Genomic DNA, 16,169 nt, shown 5'->3' on the forward strand with positions numbered 1-16,169 from the left:
AGCAATTCAATCGCTTGAGCGTGGATTGTCGGGTGGCCGCCGAACACGGGCGTCGGCTTGCCGGCTTCGCACTGCACCATCGGAGTGCTTCGATGCACTGTTGTTGTGCATCGCATCATTCACCCATGCGGCATGGCTCGCCCCCGCGTATTCGTATCGCCGGCTACTCCCAGCGAGAACCGTCGAACAGGGTGCTCTGCCGCGTATCGCGGGTCGGGACCGGCACGCCCAGCTGTTCCGCCGCTTGTCGATAGGTGTCGACGCGGCGGACATTGCCCAACAGGATCGCGTCGGCCTCCGGGCTGGCGGCCGGCAACCAGCCCCAACGGCGGAACTGGTGCAGGAACCAGCGGCCATCCGAGCGCCACGGGAAATTGACCTGTCCGTCGGCATGAAAGCGCAGCCGTTGCGCCGGATCGTCGATGTCCGAAGGCAGCAGGCTGGCCGCGATGCGCTCGGCCGGCAGGCCGATCACCTCCGGATCGGCCAGCCAGTCCACCGCCTGCCGCCGGTTCTCCGGCACGTCCAGCCAACGGCAGGCCTCCAGTACGGCGGCGGTCAGGGCGACCGCCGTCTCCGGCTGCAGGGCCGCAAACGCGCGACGACAGGCCAGCACCTTCTCCGGATGTCCCGGCCAGAGCTGCCCGCTGCGGATCACGCGTGCGCCGGCCCCCAGCGCTTCGGCCTGCGCGGCCCATGGTTCGCCTGCGCAATAGCCGTCCAGTTCGCCGCGTGCCAGAGCCGCCGGCATCTGCGGCGGCGACAGGGTCACGCCGCGGATGGCGGCCATCGGATCCACGCCCTGTGCGGCCAGCCAGCAGTACAGCCACATCGCGTGGGTGCCGGTGGGGAAGGTCTGCGCCAGGATCGGAGGTCGCGGCAGCGCCGCCAGCAGTTCGCGCAGGGGCAGCCCCTGTTCCAGTCCCCGCGCCAGCGGCGGCGACAGCACGATGGCCTGGCCGTTCTGGTTGAGGGTGAGCAGGATGGCCAGCCCGGCCTGCGGGCCGCCGATGCCGGTCTCGACGCCGTAGACCAGTCCGGCCAGGGCATGCACCGCGTCCAGTTCTCCCGACAGCAGCTTGTCGCGGATCGCCGCCCAGGAGGCCTGCCGCCGCAACCGCAGCCGCAGGCCGTGCTTGCTGTCCAGGCCCAGGCGCACGGCCGCGACCAGCGGCGCGCAATCGATCAGGGGCATGTAGCCCAGCTGCAGGGTTCGGACGTTGTCGTTATGCATGGAACCCTCACGAAATCCGTCATTCTTCGGTTGCCATCCTTCGCGCCTCATCGAGGGCTTCGCCCCCCGGCCTGGCCATCCATGGCCAAGCGTTCGCAGGCGCCGCGGATGCCATTCAAGGCATCTGCGGCGCCCTGCTCACCCCAGCAGATCGGCCATGGCGATGATCTGGCGGGCCACGTCCGCCAGCTTGAGGCCCTGCTTCATCGCCTGCTGGCGCAGGGCGGCATAGGCCTCGGGTTCGCTCATGCCGCGCTTGTCCATCAGCAGGCCCTTGGCGCGCTCGATCAGCTTGCGGTCGCCCAGTTGCTGCTGGACCTGGTCCAGCTCGCGGCGAACCTGCGATTGCTGCTCGAAGCGGGCCAGCGCCACCTGGATGATCGGCGCCAGGCGCGCCGGCGCCAGCCCGTCCACGACGTAGGCGGTGACCCCGGCCCCGACCACGGTGCGGATCAGCTGGTCGTCGCCGTCGGCCGAGAACATCACCACCGGTCGCGGCGCCTGGTGATGCACCACCGCCAGCTGTTCCAGCGTGTCGCGCGAAGGCGAGTCGACGTCGATGATGATCACGTCCGGCTGCTGCGATTCCACCGCCTTGAGCAGCGCCCCGGCCGCCGCCACCTCCTCCAGCACCTCGTAGCCGGCGGCCAGCAGCGCATCGCGCAGTTCGCCGATCGGCTTTTCGGTATCGTTGACCAGCAGAATGCGCAGCATCGCAGGCGAGGGCCGGAGGGCGGGATCGGCCCCATGTTGCCATGCAGCATCAGGCGCTGCGAGCCGCCCATCCATCTGGAGACCCCATGCCGCTGTTTCCGCTGTTCGCCGATCTTTCGGGCCGCGAGGTACTGGTGGTGGGCGGCGGCGAGGTCGCCACGCGCAAGGTGGAGGCGCTGCTGCAGGCCGGGGCGCAGGTGCAGATCCACGCGCATGCGCTCGCCGAGACGCTGTCGCGGTGGCTGGCCGAGGGGCGGCTGCGGCGCCGCGAGGGCGATTTCGACCCGGCCTGGCTGGACGAGGTCTGGCTGGTCGTAGCCGCCACCGACGACCGGGCTTTCAATGCCCGCCTGGCGGCCGAAGCCGGCGGGCGCCGGCGCCTGGCCAATATCGTCGACGATGCGGAGCTGTCGACCTTCCAGGTGCCCGCGATCGTCGATCGCGCGCCGTTGCTGGTGGCGATTTCCTCCGGCGGCGCGGCGCCGATGCTCGCCAGGCGCCTGCGCGAGCAACTGGAAACGCAGCTGGATCACTCGCTGGGCGACTTCGCCGGCCTGTTCGCACGCCACCGCGCAGCCATCCGCCGGCAGCTGCCGCAACTGGCCCGGCGCCGGCGCTGGTTCGAGCAGGTCCTCGACGGCCCCGTGCCCGTGCTGTTGCAGGCCGGGCAGCGGGAGGCGGCCGAGCAGGCGTTCCAGGCCGCACTGCAGAGCAGCCAGGACACGCCGGCCGCGGGCAGCGTGACATTGGTCGGCACCGGCAACGGCGATCCGGGCCTGCTGACATTGAAGGCCCTGCGCGCCCTGAACCAGGCCGATCTGCTGGTCTGCGACGCCGCGGTCGTGCCCGCGGTGCTGGCGCTGGCGCGGCGCGATGCCGAACGCGTGGCGATGCCCGCCGACGCAGCCGAGCAGTTGAGTCTGCTGGTCCGACAGGCCAATGCCGGCAAGCGCGTGGTGGCCCTGAAACCAGGCGATGCTTTCCGTAGGCCGCCCGACGATCGTCTGCCAAACGAACTGGCCGGCCAAGGCATCGCCTGCGACGTCATCGCCGGCATCACCTTCAAAGCCCCTCTCCCTGCGGGGCGATAGCGCATGGCTTGCGCGCCACCGGCGCGCGTGCGCTGGAGCGCCCGCGCCGCTGGCGCGGGCCGGGGCGCGGAGCGGGGTTGGGTGAGGGTACGGCGAAGTCGCGATGGTTCAGACCTCTGCCGCTTCGCCGTACCCTCATCCCGCCCTCCGGGCCACCTTCTCCCGGGGGGAGAGGGAAAAAAGGACCACCGGCTCGTTGCGGAGCCGAGTGCAGCGCCGCCAGCCGCGCTCTACACTGTCGCCATGAAACGCTGGTACGGAAAACTGTTCGGCTTCATTGCCGGCTGGCTGCTGATGCGGCACCCCGCGGGCGGGCTGATCGGCCTGCTGATCGGTCATGCCTTCGACGCCGACTGGCTGTTCCCGCGGCGCGCGGCGCCGTATCGCGTGCTCGGCGTCAGCGACGACGCCAGCGAGGCCGAGATCGACCAGGCCTACCGCCGGCTGATGGCGCAGTACCACCCGGACCGGCTGTCCGGCGCGGCGCCCGAACTGCGCGCGCAGGCGGAGAAGAAGGCCCAGGAGATCAACGGCGCCTACGACCGCATCAAGGCCGTGCGCAAGCGCCGATCCTCATAGCGCCACATCCTGCCCATGTGGGAGCGGCGGACGTCGCGACTGCAGGGGACCGGTCGCGCTTTCCGTCGGCAGCATGCCCCCGCCACTCCCACAACGACTTCATCACCGACAACGCCGCCCATGCAGCCACCCGTCATCGCCCCGTCCATCCTCTCCGCCGATTTCGCCCGCCTCGGCGGGGAAGTCGACGCCGTGCTCGCCGCCGGCGCCGACTGGGTGCATTTCGACGTGATGGACAACCACTACGTGCCCAACCTCACCATCGGTCCGCTGGTCTGCGAGGCGCTGCGCAAGCACGGCGTCACCGCGCCGATCGACGTGCACCTGATGATCGAGCCGGTGGACCGGATCGTGCCGGACTTCGCCCGCGCGGGCGCCAGCCTGATCAGCTTCCACCCCGAGGCCAGCCGCCACGTACACCGCACCATCCAGATGATCAAGGCGGAGGGCTGCCAGGCCGGCCTGGTACTCAATCCGGCCACGCCGGTGGACGTGCTCGACTACGTGCTCGAGGACCTGGACCTGGTGCTGGTGATGTCGGTCAACCCGGGCTTCGGCGGGCAGGCATTCATCCCGTCGGCGCTGGACAAGCTGCGCATCGTGCGCGAGCGCATCGACGCCAGCGGCCGCGCCATTCGCTTGGAGATCGACGGCGGGGTGAAGCCGGACAACATCGGCGCGATCGCCACCGCTGGCGCCGACACTTTCGTCGCCGGCTCGGCGATCTTCGGCCAGTCGGACTATGCCGACGTCATCGCGCGCATGCGCCGGGCAGTCGCCGCGGCGGCTGAATAGAAAACAGCGCCGGTGGGGAGCCCCCCGGCGCTGTCGCTGGAGGCAATCCCGCCTCCGTCCGTCGTCCCTGCGATGGACTCTCATACTCCACGTCGATGATGACGCCCGCATGACATTCACGGCGCGCGACGCCCGGACGCTGCTAGCCTGCGGCTCCCCCGAAACGAGCCTTGACCCATGTCGTCGTCCCGGCACTGGCGTCTGATCCTCAACGGCAAGTCCGCCGAAGACGAACCGTTGCGTGAGGCCGTCCAGGCGATGCGTGATCGCGGCATCGCCCTGGAGGTGCGCGTGACCTGGGAGTCCGGCGACGCCGAGCGCTACCTCGCCGAGGCGATCGCCGATGGCGTGGACACGGTGATCGCAGGCGGCGGCGACGGCACCCTGAGCGATGTCGCCGGCGCGCTCGCGCAGCGCGACGAAGCCGCCGAGGCGTTGCCGGCGCTGGCGCTGGTGCCGCTCGGCACTGCCAATGATTTCGCCGCGTCGGCCGCGATCCCGGAAGAACCGCTAGCGGCGCTCGAGCTGGTGCGGGCGCAGCCGCCGCGGCCGTTCGATCTGCTCAGGCTGGAGGCCGACGGTGCGGTGCACTGGTGCGCCAACCTGGCCAGCGGCGGCTTCGGCACACGCATCACCGTCGAAACCAACGAGGGCCTGAAGAAGATGCTCGGCGGCCTGGCCTACCTGATCACCGGCATCGCCAAGGTCGGCCGGATCGAGCCACTGCAGGCGCGTATCGCCGGGCCGGGCTTTTCCTGGCAGGGCGATTTCATCGCCCTCGGCGTCGGTAACGGCCGCCAGGCCGGCGGGGGCCAGGTGCTGTGCCCGGACGCGCTGGCCGACGACGGCCTGCTCGACCTGACCGTGGTACCGGAACTGGAGGGCGAGGTGGCCGCCACGCTCGGCACCGTGGTCAGCGAAGGCCGCGAGGCCGCGCTCGATCAGGTGGCGGTGCGCGCGCGGTTGCCCTGGCTGGAGATCGACGCGCCGGAGCCGCTCGCCCTCAACCTCGACGGCGAGCCGATCCAGGCCCGCCGCTTCCGCATCGACTGCGTGCACGCGCGCCTGCGGATGCACCTGCCGTCGGACTGTGTGCTGTTGTCCGCGGCGCGCTGACCGCCTCACTGCCGTTTCCGCACCATTCCATGGCGCATCGCCGGCGGCGAAACCTCGCGCGACCGGCTAAAGTAGCGGCCATGGACCTCCCTCACTTCCGGCGTTCTCCCAAGGCCAGGGCCTGGCGATGGTGGCGCACCGCCGCCGCTCCCGCCCCTTCGCCTTCCGAGGACACGCCGCGTGATTACGCAACCGCAGTTCCAGCAGTACGCCGCTGACGGCCACACCCGCATCCCGGTGGTGCGCGAGGTGCTGTCGGATCTCGACACGCCGCTGTCGGTCTATCTCAAGCTCGCCGACGGCCCGCATACCTACCTGTTCGAATCGGTCGAGGGCGGCGAGCGCTTCGGCCGCTATTCCATCATCGGCCTGCCGGCCGCGCGCGCGTACGCCTTCCGCGGCCGCACGCTCGAGGTCTGCGAACACGGCGAGGTGGTGGAGACGCGCACGATCGACGATCCGTTCGCCGAGGTCGAGCGCCTGCGCACCGAGCATTCTGTGCCGGTCCTGGACGGCCTGCCGGGCTTTGCCGGTGGCCTGGTCGGCTGGTTCGGCTTCGAGTGCATCGGCTACATCGAGGACCGCCTGGCCGACGGCAACAAGCCGGACGAACTCGGCACGCCCGACATCCTGCTGATGCAGTCGGAGGAGGTGGCGGTCTTCGACAACCTCAAGGGCCGGCTGTACCTGATCGTGCACGCCGATCCGCGCCAGCCGCAGGCCTGGGCGCGCGCCAACCGTCGCCTCGACGCCCTCGCGCACCGGTTGCGTCATGCCGGTGCCGGCTATCCCGAGACGCTGCAGCCGGCGGCGCTGGAGGAGGCGGACTTCGTCTCCGGCTTCACCCGCGAGGGTTTCACCGCCGCGGTCGAGAGGTCGAAGGAGTACATCCGCGCCGGCGACATCTTCCAGGTAGTGCTGTCGCAGCGGCTGTCGGTACCGTTCACCGCGCGCCCGGTCGACGTCTACCGGGCCCTGCGCGCGCTCAACCCGTCACCGTACATGTACTTCCTCGACGTCGGCGGCACCCAGGTGGTCGGCTCCTCGCCGGAGATCCTGGTGCGGCTGGAACATCCCGGCTCGGGGCAGGGCGGCCTGGTCACCGTGCGCCCGATCGCCGGCACGCGCCCGCGCGGCAAGGACGCGGAGGAGGATGCCGCGCTCGAGGCCGAGCTGCTGGCCGATCCCAAGGAGCGCGCCGAGCACCTGATGCTGATCGATCTCGGCCGCAACGACGTCGGCCACGTCGCCCGGGCGGGCACGGTGCAGGTCGGCGAGCGCTTCGGCATCGAGCGCTACAGCCATGTCATGCACATCGTCAGCGAGGTGACCGGGCGGCTGAAGGACGGCCTGAGCTACGCCGACGTGCTGCGCGCGACCTTCCCGGCGGGCACCGTCAGCGGCGCGCCCAAGATCCGCGCGCTGGAGATCATCCGCGAGCTGGAGCCGGTCAAGCGCAACGTGTATTCGGGCGCGGTCGGCTACCTCGGCTGGAACGGCGACGCCGACACCGCCATCGCCATCCGCACCGCCGTCATCCAGGACGGCCGCCTGCACGTGCAGGCCGGCGCCGGCATCGTTCACGACTCCGACCCGCAGAAGGAATGGGAGGAGACGATGAGCAAGGGCCGCGCCCTGTTCCGCGCCGTGGCCGAGGCGGCGCGGGGCTTGTGAGTCCAAATGAAACGGTATCCAATGGTCACGCCTCGGGCTCGAGGCATTGACAAGGACCAACAGGGGGAGTCATGGAAAAGATGCTAGGAGTTCTGCTCACGGGTGTGAGCTTTATGGTCGCGGGATCGGGCGCGGTCGCAGGTGACAGTTTCGATAACTGCACCGGCTTCATCGACAGTCTACCGGCAACGATTTCCAAGCAGGGCACTTGGTGCCTGCGTAAGAACCTGTCAACGGACATCATTTCGGGGTCCGCCGTTACCATCGCCGTGAATAATGTGACGATCAACTGCAAGGGCTACAAGGTCGGCGGCCTCCAGGCCGGTACATCAACCCGCGCTACGGGAATTTCGTCGGAGGCGCAGAACAGCTCGGTTCGACAATGCAATATCCGCGGGTTCTTCGCGGGGGTGTCTTTCATCGGGACGGGCGGCGGCCACGTCATCGCGGACAACAGATTTGACGGAAACACGCGCCACGGAGTGCATGTAGCTGGCGACGGTTCCATGTTGCGCAACAACATCATCGCGATGACCGGCGGCTCGACCGATCCAACCTTTGGCGGTATCGCCGAAGGTATCTACGTTGCGCAGGGGGAGGTGGACATCATCGACAACACGATTTCCGGCGTTGTTCCGGGAATAAGCACTTTCGGTGGAAGTAGCGCGATCGGTATCGAGTACAGCCTGGGCTCTGGCGTCATCAGCCACAACCGAATTCGTGGGCTTGCACCGGATGCCAATGGGAGCGGGACGGTCGAGTCGCTGGGAATCAGCGTTGGGGAAGGTAGTGTACTGATTGCCAATAACCATCTGGTAGGTACCGGTGGCCCGGGAAATGGGGTGTCGTGCAACACCAGTACGCGCCCTAGAGTGCTGCGTGACAACACAGTTACCGGTTTTTCCCGGATGTATGGGGGAGAATGCGTCGATGCGGGTGGAAACTTCTTCAGCGAGTAGAAGGTGGAGCCCGCGAGTTGGCCGCAAAAAAGCCGGATCGAGCTGCGCCTAGGCTGTTCGGGTACCACCTTCCCAATGGGCAGATCAGCGGCGCGGGACTGTGATGAAGCCGTCGAGGGTATTCCCCAGCGGCTTCGCGCGTCGCGCCACGCCGTCCTCGTGGCGGCACTCGTCGTCTAGGCCGCAGCCGGCTGCATAGCTCGGCAAGGGATGGAGGCCGACGGACCGCTGCCTCGGCATCTTGCGTGACGCACGAGTGGCTCGATTGCAGCAGCGGCCGCCATTGTCCACATCTTTTGCCAATCTGCCGCGAACAACCGGTGGTGCAAGCCGAGGAGCCGCGGCGGAGCGTCGAATCCGAAGGCAACGGTCGCTCCCTGCGCTCATACGTGCCGCCGAACTGGATGTCGTCTCGGTGCGGAACATCTGGCAGCCGCCGTTGGCGATCAGTTGGTGTAGACCGCCTCGGCCATGGCCGCGCCCGGCCGTCACCGGCTGCTAAGCTGTCGCACCTTTTTGCTCCCCGCGCGTCCTGCGTTCGCCACCATGCTGTTGATGATCGACAACTACGACAGCTTCACCTGGAACCTCGTGCAGTACCTGCAGGCGCTGGGGGCCGAGGTGCGGGTGGAGCGCAACGATGCGTTGAGCGTCGAGGAGATCGAGCGGCTGCGGCCCGAGCGCATCGTGATCTCGCCGGGGCCGTGCACGCCGAACGAGGCCGGGGTGTCGCTGCAGGTGGTCGAGCGCCTGGGGGCCACCACGCCGATCCTCGGCGTCTGCCTCGGCCACCAGGCCATCGGCCAGGCCTATGGCGGCCGGGTGATCCGCGCCAAGCGGATCATGCACGGCAAGACCTCGCCGGTGCGGCATCGGGGGCAGGGCGTGTTCGCGGCGCTGCCCGATGGCTACGAGGCCACCCGCTACCACTCGCTGGTGGTCGAGCACGACGGCCTGCCGGACTGCCTGGAGGTCACCGCCTGGACCGAGCTGGAGGGCGGCGACTTCGAGGAGATCATGGGCCTGCGCCATCGCGAGCATCCGGTGGAAGGCGTGCAGTTCCATCCGGAGTCGATCCTGACCGAACACGGGCATGCGCTGCTGAAGAATTTTCTCGAGCGCTGAGGCATCCTGTACGCCCTATAGCTCCCCTGTAGGAGCGGCTTCAGCCGCGACATCTTCCGGCCGGTACCGTGGTCGCGGCTGAAGCCGCTCCTACAGGGAAAGCCAGCGACCGAGGACTCCCCCACCGCCATGTCGATCACCCCGCAAGCCGCCCTGCAGCGCACCATCGAGCACCGCGAGATCTTCCATGACGAGATGGTCTGGCTGATGCGGCAGATCATGCGCGGTGAGGTGTCGCCGCTGATGACCGCGGCGATCCTGTCGGGGTTGCGGGTGAAGAAGGAGACGGTGGGCGAGATCGCCGGTGCGGCCACGGTGATGCGCGAATTCGCGCGGCCGGTGCAGGTGGCTGACCGCCGCCACCTGGTCGACATCGTCGGCACCGGCGGCGACGGCGCCCACAGCTTCAACATCTCCACCGCCAGCATGTTCGTGGCCGCCGCGGTCGGCGCCAAGGTCGCCAAGCACGGCAACCGCAGCGTGTCGTCGAAATCCGGCAGCGCCGACGTGCTGGAGGCGCTGGGCGCGACGATCGACCTGCAGCCCGAGCAGGTGGCGCGCTGCATCGATGCCACCGGCATCGGCTTCATGTTCGCGCCGGTGCACCACCCGGCGATGAAGGCGGTGGCGCCGGTGCGGCGCGAGATGGGCGTGCGCACGCTGTTCAACATCCTCGGGCCGCTGACCAACCCGGCCGGCGCGCCGTCGATCCTGATGGGCGTGTTCCATCCTGACCTGGTCGGCATCCAGGTGCGCGTGCTGCAGGAGCTCGGCGCCGAACGCGCGCTGGTGGTGTGGGGCCGCGACGGCATGGACGAGCTCTCGCTCGGCGCGGCGACCCTGGTGGGCGAGCTGCGCGACGGCCAGGTGCGCGAGTACGAGGTGCATCCGGAGGACTTCGGCATCGCCATGGCCGCCAGCCGCAACCTGCGCGTGAACGATGCGGCCGGTTCGAAGGCGATGCTGCTGGCCGCCCTGGGCGGAGAGGACGGCCTGCCGCGCGAGATCGTGGCGTTCAACGCCGGGGCCGCGCTGTATGTCGCCGGCGTGGCGGACTCGATCGCCGCCGGCATCGAGCGCGCGCGGGAAGTGATGGCCTCCGGCGCTGCGCGGGCAAAACTGGAAGCCTTCGTCGCCGCCACCCGCGATCTCGCCGGGCAGGATGGCGCGACGCGATGAACGACGTGCTGCAGCGGATCCTGCGTCGCAAGCGCGAGGAGGTCGACGAGCGCAGGGCGGCGCGGCCGCTGGCCGAACTGACCGCGCGTGCCGCCGATGCGCCGCCCCCGCGCGGCTTTGCCCGCGCCATCGAGACCAGGATCGCCGCCGGCGATCCGGCCGTGATCGCCGAGATCAAGAAGGCCAGCCCGTCGCAGGGCGTGATTCGTGCGGATTTCCGCCCCGGTGAGATCGCCCGCAGCTACGAGGAAGGCGGCGCGGCCTGCCTGTCGGTGCTGACCGACGCCGATTTCTTCCAGGGCGCCGACGAATACCTGGTGAATGCGCGTCAGCACTGCGCGCTGCCGGCGTTGCGCAAGGACTTCACCATCGATCCGTACCAGGTGTACGAGGCGCGCGTGCTCGGCGCCGACTGCATCCTGCTGATCGTCGCCGCGCTCGAGGACGCGCGCCTGGCCGAACTCGCCGGGCTGGCGCTGGAGCTCGATATGGACGTGCTGGTCGAAGTGCACGACGGCGACGAACTGCAGCGCGCGCTCCGGATCGGGCCGGTGAACAGTCGGACGCCGCTGCTGGGCGTCAACAACCGCGACCTGCGCTCGTTCGAGGTCTCGCTCGAGACCACGCTGTCGCTGCGCGCGGCAGTGCCGGGCGACCGTCGGCTGGTGACCGAAAGCGGCATCCACACCGCCGCCGACGTGGCCCGGCTGCGCGCGGCCGGGATCGGTGCGTTCCTGGTCGGCGAAGCCTTCATGCGCGCGCCGGAGCCGGGTCCGGCACTGCGGCGGCTGTTTTTCCCGTGACCGGGAGCGCCGGCATGAGCCGGGATTTCCCGGAAATGCGGGCGGATGCGCCGACGGTCGTGTTCGATTTCGACCACACCCTCTACGATGGCGATTCCGGCAGCCACCTGTTCGCCTGGCTGATCCGGCGCCGCGCCTGGCGGGTGGCGCTGGCGCTGCTGGCGGCGCCGGTACTCGGGCCGCTGATCGCATTCCTGTCCACGCGCCGCTATGGCATCTCCGGTTTCGTCTGGATCGGCACCGTCGGCCTGCACCGGCCGCGCACGCTGGACGTATTGATCGACCGCTATGTCGCGCACGACCGCGATGGCATCCGCGCCCGCCTGCTGCCGCACGCGCTGGCGGTGCTGCACCGGCACCGCAGCGCCGGCGACCGCGTGGTCATCGCCACCGGGGCGCCGCCGGAGCTGGCGCGGGCGATCCTGGCCTTCGTCGCGCACGAGGAGGTGCCGGTGATCGGCAGTGCGGTCGGCCCGCGCTTCGGCGCCGTGATCGCCACCCGCCACTGCCACGCCGAAGAGAAGATGCGCATGCTGGCCGAGGCCGGCTACACCACGGTCGACATCGCCTACTCCGACAGCAGCGCCGACCTGCCGCTGCTGAAGGCCGCGCGCGCGCCGGTGGTGGTCAACCCCAAGCAGGGCGCGGTCGACATGTTCCGGCGCGTGCTGCCGCCGGGCACGCCGATCCTCAACTGGGGCTGCGCCGGGCGGGGCGGTACGCCGGTCGCGTCCTGAGCCTGGCCGCTGTCCGGGATCCCGGGATTGGGGTCGAGATCAGGATCCGGTAGAGCTTGCTGCTTTTGCTCGTCATCCCAGCGCAAGCTGGGATCCATTCTTTCGAAGCTCGGCTGCTCAAACGCCAGCGGCAAAGCAACATAGATCCCAGCTTGCGCTGGGATGACGAGTTCGCAGAGGCCGACAGCGGGCGGCAACCGAGCTCAGGCATCGCCCAGGCGCTTGATGAAGCGCAGCGTGCCGTCGCTGTAGCCGCAGGCCTTATAGAAGGCGTGGGCGTCGGTGCGCTGCGAGCCGCTGGTGATCTCGAGCCGCGCCGCGCCGGCGAAGCGGGCCCGGCGTTCAGCCTCATACAGCAATTGGCGGCCGAGGCCGCGGCCCTGGGTGTCGTTGCGCACCACCAGTGCGGTGATGCGGCAGGTGAGCGTATCCAGTGGCAGGTAGTACATGAAATCCAGCGCCAGCAGCCCGCAGACCACGCCGTCGAAGCGGGCGACCACCAGCGCCTGGCGGTCGTTGTCGACGATGCTGCGGATGCGCCCAGCCGCGTCCTGCGGATCGCACGGGTAGCCCATTTCGGTCAGCAGCGCGGCGACGTCGTCGGCATCGACCAGGGAGGCGCTGCGCAGGTCGGCCTGCGGCAGTGCCTCCAGGCCGAACCGGGCCATGGTCAGCGTGTTCCGTAGAGGACGATGGTCTTGCCGCGGGCGTGCAGCTTGCCGTCGGCTTGTAGCTTCTTCAGCACGCGCCCGGCCATCTCACGCGAGCAGCCGACCAGCCGTGCCAGTTCCTGGCGCGAGATCCGCAGCTGCGTGCCCTGCGGGTGGCTCATCGCCTCCGGCTCGTGGGTCAGGTCGTGCAGGGTGCGGGTGATGCGGTCGGTGACGTCGAGGAACGCCAGGCGCCCGGCCTTGCGGCTGGTGTGGATCAGGCGGCGCGAGAGCTGCGCGCCGATCGCATACAGGATCTGCGTGGCGTCGTTGACCAGCGTGCCCTCGAACAGCTGCTGCAACCGCTCGTAGCTGATCTCGGCCAGCTCGCACTGCACGCGGGTGCGCAGGATCACCTCGCGCTTATCGGATTCGATGAACAACCCCATCTCGCCGACGAACTCGCCGCTGCCGAAGTAGCCCAGCACCAGTTCGCGACCGTCGTCTTCCTCGGCGATGATGCTGACCGAGCCGCTGACCACGTAGTAGAGCGTGCCCGCCGGGTCGCCCGGACGGAAGACATCGGTGCGCGGTGGATAGCGCCGCCGATGGCAGTGGGCGAGGAAGCGCTCGATGGTCGCCGGCGAGGGCATGAGCGGATGCGAAGCGTGCTGGTAGGGATTGATCAGGGCCACGGCGGTCGGGTTCATTACCTGAACAGATCGAGGGAAGATACGAGAGTAGGCGGTTGCGGACGATCGGGCAAACCCTTTGTCGCGATGGCGACGCGGTTTGCCTCATACTTCACGTTTTCACCTGTACCGACCGGGGGACGACCATCGTGGTCAAACCGCTGCCTCGCCTGAAGCTGCAGGGCTTCAACAATCTCACCAAGGCCCTGTCCTTCAACATCTACGATGTCTGCTATGCCGCGTCCGAGGACGAACGGCAGCGCTACATCGCGTACATCGACGAGGCCTACAACGCCGACCGCCTGACCCAGATCCTCTCCGACGTGGCGGAGATCATCGGCGCCAACATCCTCAACATCGCGCGCCAGGACTATGATCCGCAGGGCGCGTCGGTGACGATCCTGATTTCCGAGGAGCCGGTGATAGACCGGAAGGACGCCAAGGGCGTGATCTCCGACGCGGTGGTCGCGCACATGGACAAGTCGCACATCACCGTGCACACCTATCCGGAGACGCACCCCGACAACGGCATCGCGACCTTCCGCGCGGACATCGACGTGGCCACCTGCGGGGTGATCTCGCCGCTGAAGGCGCTGAACTACCTGATCGAGAGCCTGGAGTCCGACATCGTGGTGATGGACTACCGGGTGCGCGGCTTCACCCGCGACATCAAGGGCAAGAAGCACTACATCGATCACAAAATCAATTCGATCCAGGACTACCTGGCCAAGAACATCAAGTCGCGCTACGAGATGCTCGACGTCAACGTCTACCAGGAGAACATCTTCCATACCAAGATGCACCTGAAGGACTTCGACCTCGACCAGTACCTGTTCGAAGAGAAGGCGCGCAACCTGTCGTTCAAGGAACGGATGAAGATTGAGGCGCGGCTCAAGCGCGAGATCGAGGAGCTGTATCATGGGCGGAATCTCGTCGATTGACGAGATTCCGCCGGGATTCGTGATTGGTGATTCGTGATTCGTAAAAGCAACAGCGGCGGCGTCCTGCCGTGACCCGCCTTTAGCTCTTGCGAATCACCAATCACGAATCACGAATCCCGCCGCTTGTAGGCGGCCAAGCCGCCTACAAGCGGTAAGCCACCGCCTTCATCACCTTCGAAGCCAGCGCCATCACCGACGGAATCGGCTGCGGCAGCACGCGCGCGCCGGCCATCTCGGCGTTGTCGGCATGGCGCGCCTCGTCCTCCTTCATCTTGCGCAGGATCTCGCGGCTGCGCAGGTCGGCTTCGGGCAGGGTCTGCAGGTGGTCCTCCAGATGCGCCTCGACCTGACGTTCGGTTTCGACCACGAAGCCCAGATTCCAGCCGTCGCCGCGCAAGCCGGCCGCGACGCCGATCGCGTAGCTGCCGGCGTACCAGAGCGGGTTGAACAGGCTGGGGCGGTCGTCGAGCTCGCGCAGGCGGTCGGCGCACCAGGCCAGGTGGTCGGTCTCCTCCTGCGCGGCCTCCAGGAGGTGGGCGCGGGTGGCCGGGTCGCGCGCCACCGCCGCCTGGCCGACGTACAGCGCCTGGGCGCAGATCTCGCCGACGTGGTTGATCCGCATCAGGCCGGCGGCGTGGCGGCGCTCGTCGGGCCGGAGCTCGACCTCGGCGGTCTCGCCGGCGGGATTGGGGCGGGTGGCCGGCGGGTTGCCAAATACGGTCTCCAGCGCGTGCTGGGCCTGGGAGAGGAAACGGTCGAGCGGGGACTGCGAGCGGGCGGTGTCCATGGGGCCTCCAGGTGGGGTGGGGCTGCGGCTGGGCGGTCCTGGCGGGAGGCAGCGCCGCCATTTTCCCGCCATCTGCCGCCCGCCGCCAGCCGGTCGGTTTCCGGCCGGGGTCGACTTGCGGGCGACGGGCGGCGCCTGTATCATTTCGCCTCTTTCGTTCCGCCAATTCACATCGCGCGGCAAAATTCCGCCAGCAGGCCTGCCGGAATCAGCCCGACGAATCACCGACCGAGTACCAGAATCCAGTCATGAAGACTTTCACCGCCAAGTCCGAGACCGTCCAGCGCGACTGGTACGTGGTCGATGCCGCCGGCAAGACGCTCGGCCGTCTGAGCAGCGAGATCGCCCGTCGTCTGCGCGGCAAGCACAAGCCCGTCTACACCCCGCACGTCGACACCGGCGACTACATCATCGTGGTCAACGCGGAGAAGGTGGCGGTCACCGGCAACAAGCTGGCCGACAAGAAGTACCACCGTTTCACCGGCTACATCGGCAATCTCAAGACCGAATCCCTGGGCCAGGCGCTGGAGCGCCACCCGGAGCGCGTCATCGAGATCGCGGTCAAAGGCATGCTGCCGAAGAACACCCTCGGTCGCGCCATGTACCGCAAGCTCAAGGTCTACAAGGGCGCCGAGCATCCGCACACCGCCCAGCAGCCGCAAATCCTGGACATTTGAACATGGCAATTCAGCAGAATTACGGCACTGGCCGCCGCAAGTCCTCCGTCGCCCGCGTGTTCCTGCGCAAGGGCAGCGGCAACATCACGGTCAACCAGCGCCCGCTGGACGAGTTCTTCGGCCGCGAGACCGCGCGCATGATCGTGCGCCAGCCGCTGGAACTGACCCAGAACACCGACAAGTTCGACATCACCGTCACCACCCTCGGCGGCGGCACCACCGGCCAAGCCGGTGCGATCCGCTTGGGCATCGCCCGCGCGCTGGTGGAGTACGACGAGTCGCTGAAGATCGAGCTGCGCAAGGCCGGGTTCATGACCCGCGACGCGCGCGAGGTCGAGCGCAAGAAGGTCGGCCTGCACAAGGCACGCCGCGCCACGCAGTTCTCGAAGCGTTAATCCATCGGCGTTACAATCGTT

Annotated in this window: 18 protein-coding genes; 13 read left to right on the plus strand and 5 right to left on the minus strand. The window is 68.4% G+C overall.

Translation table 11 applies throughout. The features are described 5' to 3' along the window. Positions 1-163 precede the first annotated feature (163 nt). Both FXO19_RS08855 and FXO19_RS08860 read right to left on the minus strand, forming a co-directional pair. Positions 164-1,234: a CmpA/NrtA family ABC transporter substrate-binding protein gene (locus FXO19_RS08855; protein ID WP_149194712.1), complete on the minus strand. Its 1,071-nt coding sequence runs from the start codon at positions 1,232-1,234 to the stop codon at positions 164-166. Between the two features lie 138 nt (positions 1,235-1,372). Continuing rightward, complete coding sequence (locus FXO19_RS08860) at positions 1,373-1,945, minus strand: ANTAR domain-containing response regulator (RefSeq protein ID WP_149194796.1); 573 nt, start codon at positions 1,943-1,945, stop codon at positions 1,373-1,375. Between the two features lie 89 nt (positions 1,946-2,034). Between FXO19_RS08860 and FXO19_RS08865 the strand changes: the two genes are divergently transcribed. From FXO19_RS08865 to FXO19_RS08910, 10 genes are all read left to right on the plus strand, one after another. Further along, the gene (locus FXO19_RS08865; protein WP_149194713.1) at positions 2,035-3,039 is read left to right on the plus strand and encodes an NAD(P)-dependent oxidoreductase; all 1,005 of its coding nucleotides are present in this window, start codon (positions 2,035-2,037) and stop codon (positions 3,037-3,039) included. A 243-nt stretch (positions 3,040-3,282) separates the two neighbouring features. Next, on the plus strand, positions 3,283-3,618 hold the full coding sequence (locus FXO19_RS08870) for a J domain-containing protein (RefSeq protein WP_149194714.1): 336 nt from the start codon (positions 3,283-3,285) through the stop codon (positions 3,616-3,618). A 120-nt stretch (positions 3,619-3,738) separates the two neighbouring features. Next, positions 3,739-4,413 carry a ribulose-phosphate 3-epimerase gene (gene rpe, locus FXO19_RS08875; RefSeq protein ID WP_149194715.1) on the plus strand — a complete coding sequence of 225 codons (675 nt, stop codon included), beginning with the start codon at positions 3,739-3,741 and terminating at the stop codon, positions 4,411-4,413. Between the two features lie 177 nt (positions 4,414-4,590). Further along, entirely contained in the window at positions 4,591-5,529 is a 939-nt protein-coding gene (gene yegS / locus FXO19_RS08880; RefSeq protein WP_149194716.1) for a lipid kinase YegS, read from the plus strand. A gap of 180 nt (positions 5,530-5,709) precedes the next feature. Beyond that, a complete protein-coding gene (trpE, locus tag FXO19_RS08885; protein WP_149194717.1) occupies positions 5,710-7,203 on the plus strand; it encodes an anthranilate synthase component I in 1,494 nt (497 codons plus the stop codon). Between the two features lie 71 nt (positions 7,204-7,274). Continuing rightward, positions 7,275-8,162: a right-handed parallel beta-helix repeat-containing protein gene (locus tag FXO19_RS08890; protein ID WP_149194718.1), complete on the plus strand. Its 888-nt coding sequence runs from the start codon at positions 7,275-7,277 to the stop codon at positions 8,160-8,162. A 546-nt stretch (positions 8,163-8,708) separates the two neighbouring features. After that, complete coding sequence (locus FXO19_RS08895; RefSeq protein ID WP_149194719.1) at positions 8,709-9,287, plus strand: anthranilate synthase component II; 579 nt, start codon at positions 8,709-8,711, stop codon at positions 9,285-9,287. Between the two features lie 129 nt (positions 9,288-9,416). Then, positions 9,417-10,466 (plus strand): anthranilate phosphoribosyltransferase, encoded by a 1,050-nt coding sequence (gene trpD / locus FXO19_RS08900; protein WP_149194720.1) that lies wholly within the window; start codon positions 9,417-9,419, stop codon positions 10,464-10,466. Next, positions 10,463-11,269, plus strand: a complete 807-nt coding sequence (trpC, locus tag FXO19_RS08905; RefSeq protein WP_149194721.1) for an indole-3-glycerol phosphate synthase TrpC — start codon at positions 10,463-10,465, stop codon at positions 11,267-11,269. The genes trpD and trpC overlap by 4 nt, the downstream gene beginning before the upstream one ends. A 14-nt stretch (positions 11,270-11,283) precedes the next feature. Continuing rightward, positions 11,284-12,006: a haloacid dehalogenase-like hydrolase gene (locus FXO19_RS08910; protein WP_149194722.1), complete on the plus strand. Its 723-nt coding sequence runs from the start codon at positions 11,284-11,286 to the stop codon at positions 12,004-12,006. A gap of 203 nt (positions 12,007-12,209) precedes the next feature. Here FXO19_RS08910 and FXO19_RS08915 read toward each other — a convergent pair whose 3' ends face one another. Further along, positions 12,210-12,674, minus strand: a complete 465-nt coding sequence (locus tag FXO19_RS08915) for a GNAT family N-acetyltransferase (RefSeq protein ID WP_149194723.1) — start codon at positions 12,672-12,674, stop codon at positions 12,210-12,212. Positions 12,675-12,676: 2 nt separating this feature from the next. After that, a complete protein-coding gene (crp, locus tag FXO19_RS08920; protein WP_255516361.1) occupies positions 12,677-13,309 on the minus strand; it encodes a cAMP-activated global transcriptional regulator CRP in 633 nt (210 codons plus the stop codon). Positions 13,310-13,497: 188 nt separating this feature from the next. Here crp and speD point away from each other — a divergent pair, with 188 nt between their 5' ends. Then, positions 13,498-14,289 carry an adenosylmethionine decarboxylase gene (gene speD, locus FXO19_RS08925; protein ID WP_149194725.1) on the plus strand — a complete coding sequence of 264 codons (792 nt, stop codon included), beginning with the start codon at positions 13,498-13,500 and terminating at the stop codon, positions 14,287-14,289. 142 nt (positions 14,290-14,431) lie between these two features. On the opposite strand, the gene coq7 is transcribed toward speD, so the two are convergent. Next, the gene (gene coq7 / locus FXO19_RS08930) at positions 14,432-15,076 is read right to left on the minus strand and encodes a 2-polyprenyl-3-methyl-6-methoxy-1,4-benzoquinone monooxygenase (protein WP_149194726.1); all 645 of its coding nucleotides are present in this window, start codon (positions 15,074-15,076) and stop codon (positions 14,432-14,434) included. A gap of 248 nt (positions 15,077-15,324) precedes the next feature. Here coq7 and rplM point away from each other — a divergent pair, with 248 nt between their 5' ends. Further along, positions 15,325-15,753 (plus strand): 50S ribosomal protein L13, encoded by a 429-nt coding sequence (gene rplM / locus FXO19_RS08935; protein ID WP_149194727.1) that lies wholly within the window; start codon positions 15,325-15,327, stop codon positions 15,751-15,753. A 2-nt stretch (positions 15,754-15,755) separates the two neighbouring features. Further along, a complete protein-coding gene (gene rpsI, locus FXO19_RS08940) occupies positions 15,756-16,148 on the plus strand; it encodes a 30S ribosomal protein S9 (RefSeq protein ID WP_149194728.1) in 393 nt (130 codons plus the stop codon). Positions 16,149-16,169 lie beyond the last annotated feature (21 nt).

Source organism: Luteimonas suaedae (genome assembly GCF_008312895.1).
Lineage (GTDB): Bacteria > Pseudomonadota > Gammaproteobacteria > Xanthomonadales > Xanthomonadaceae > Luteimonas > Luteimonas suaedae.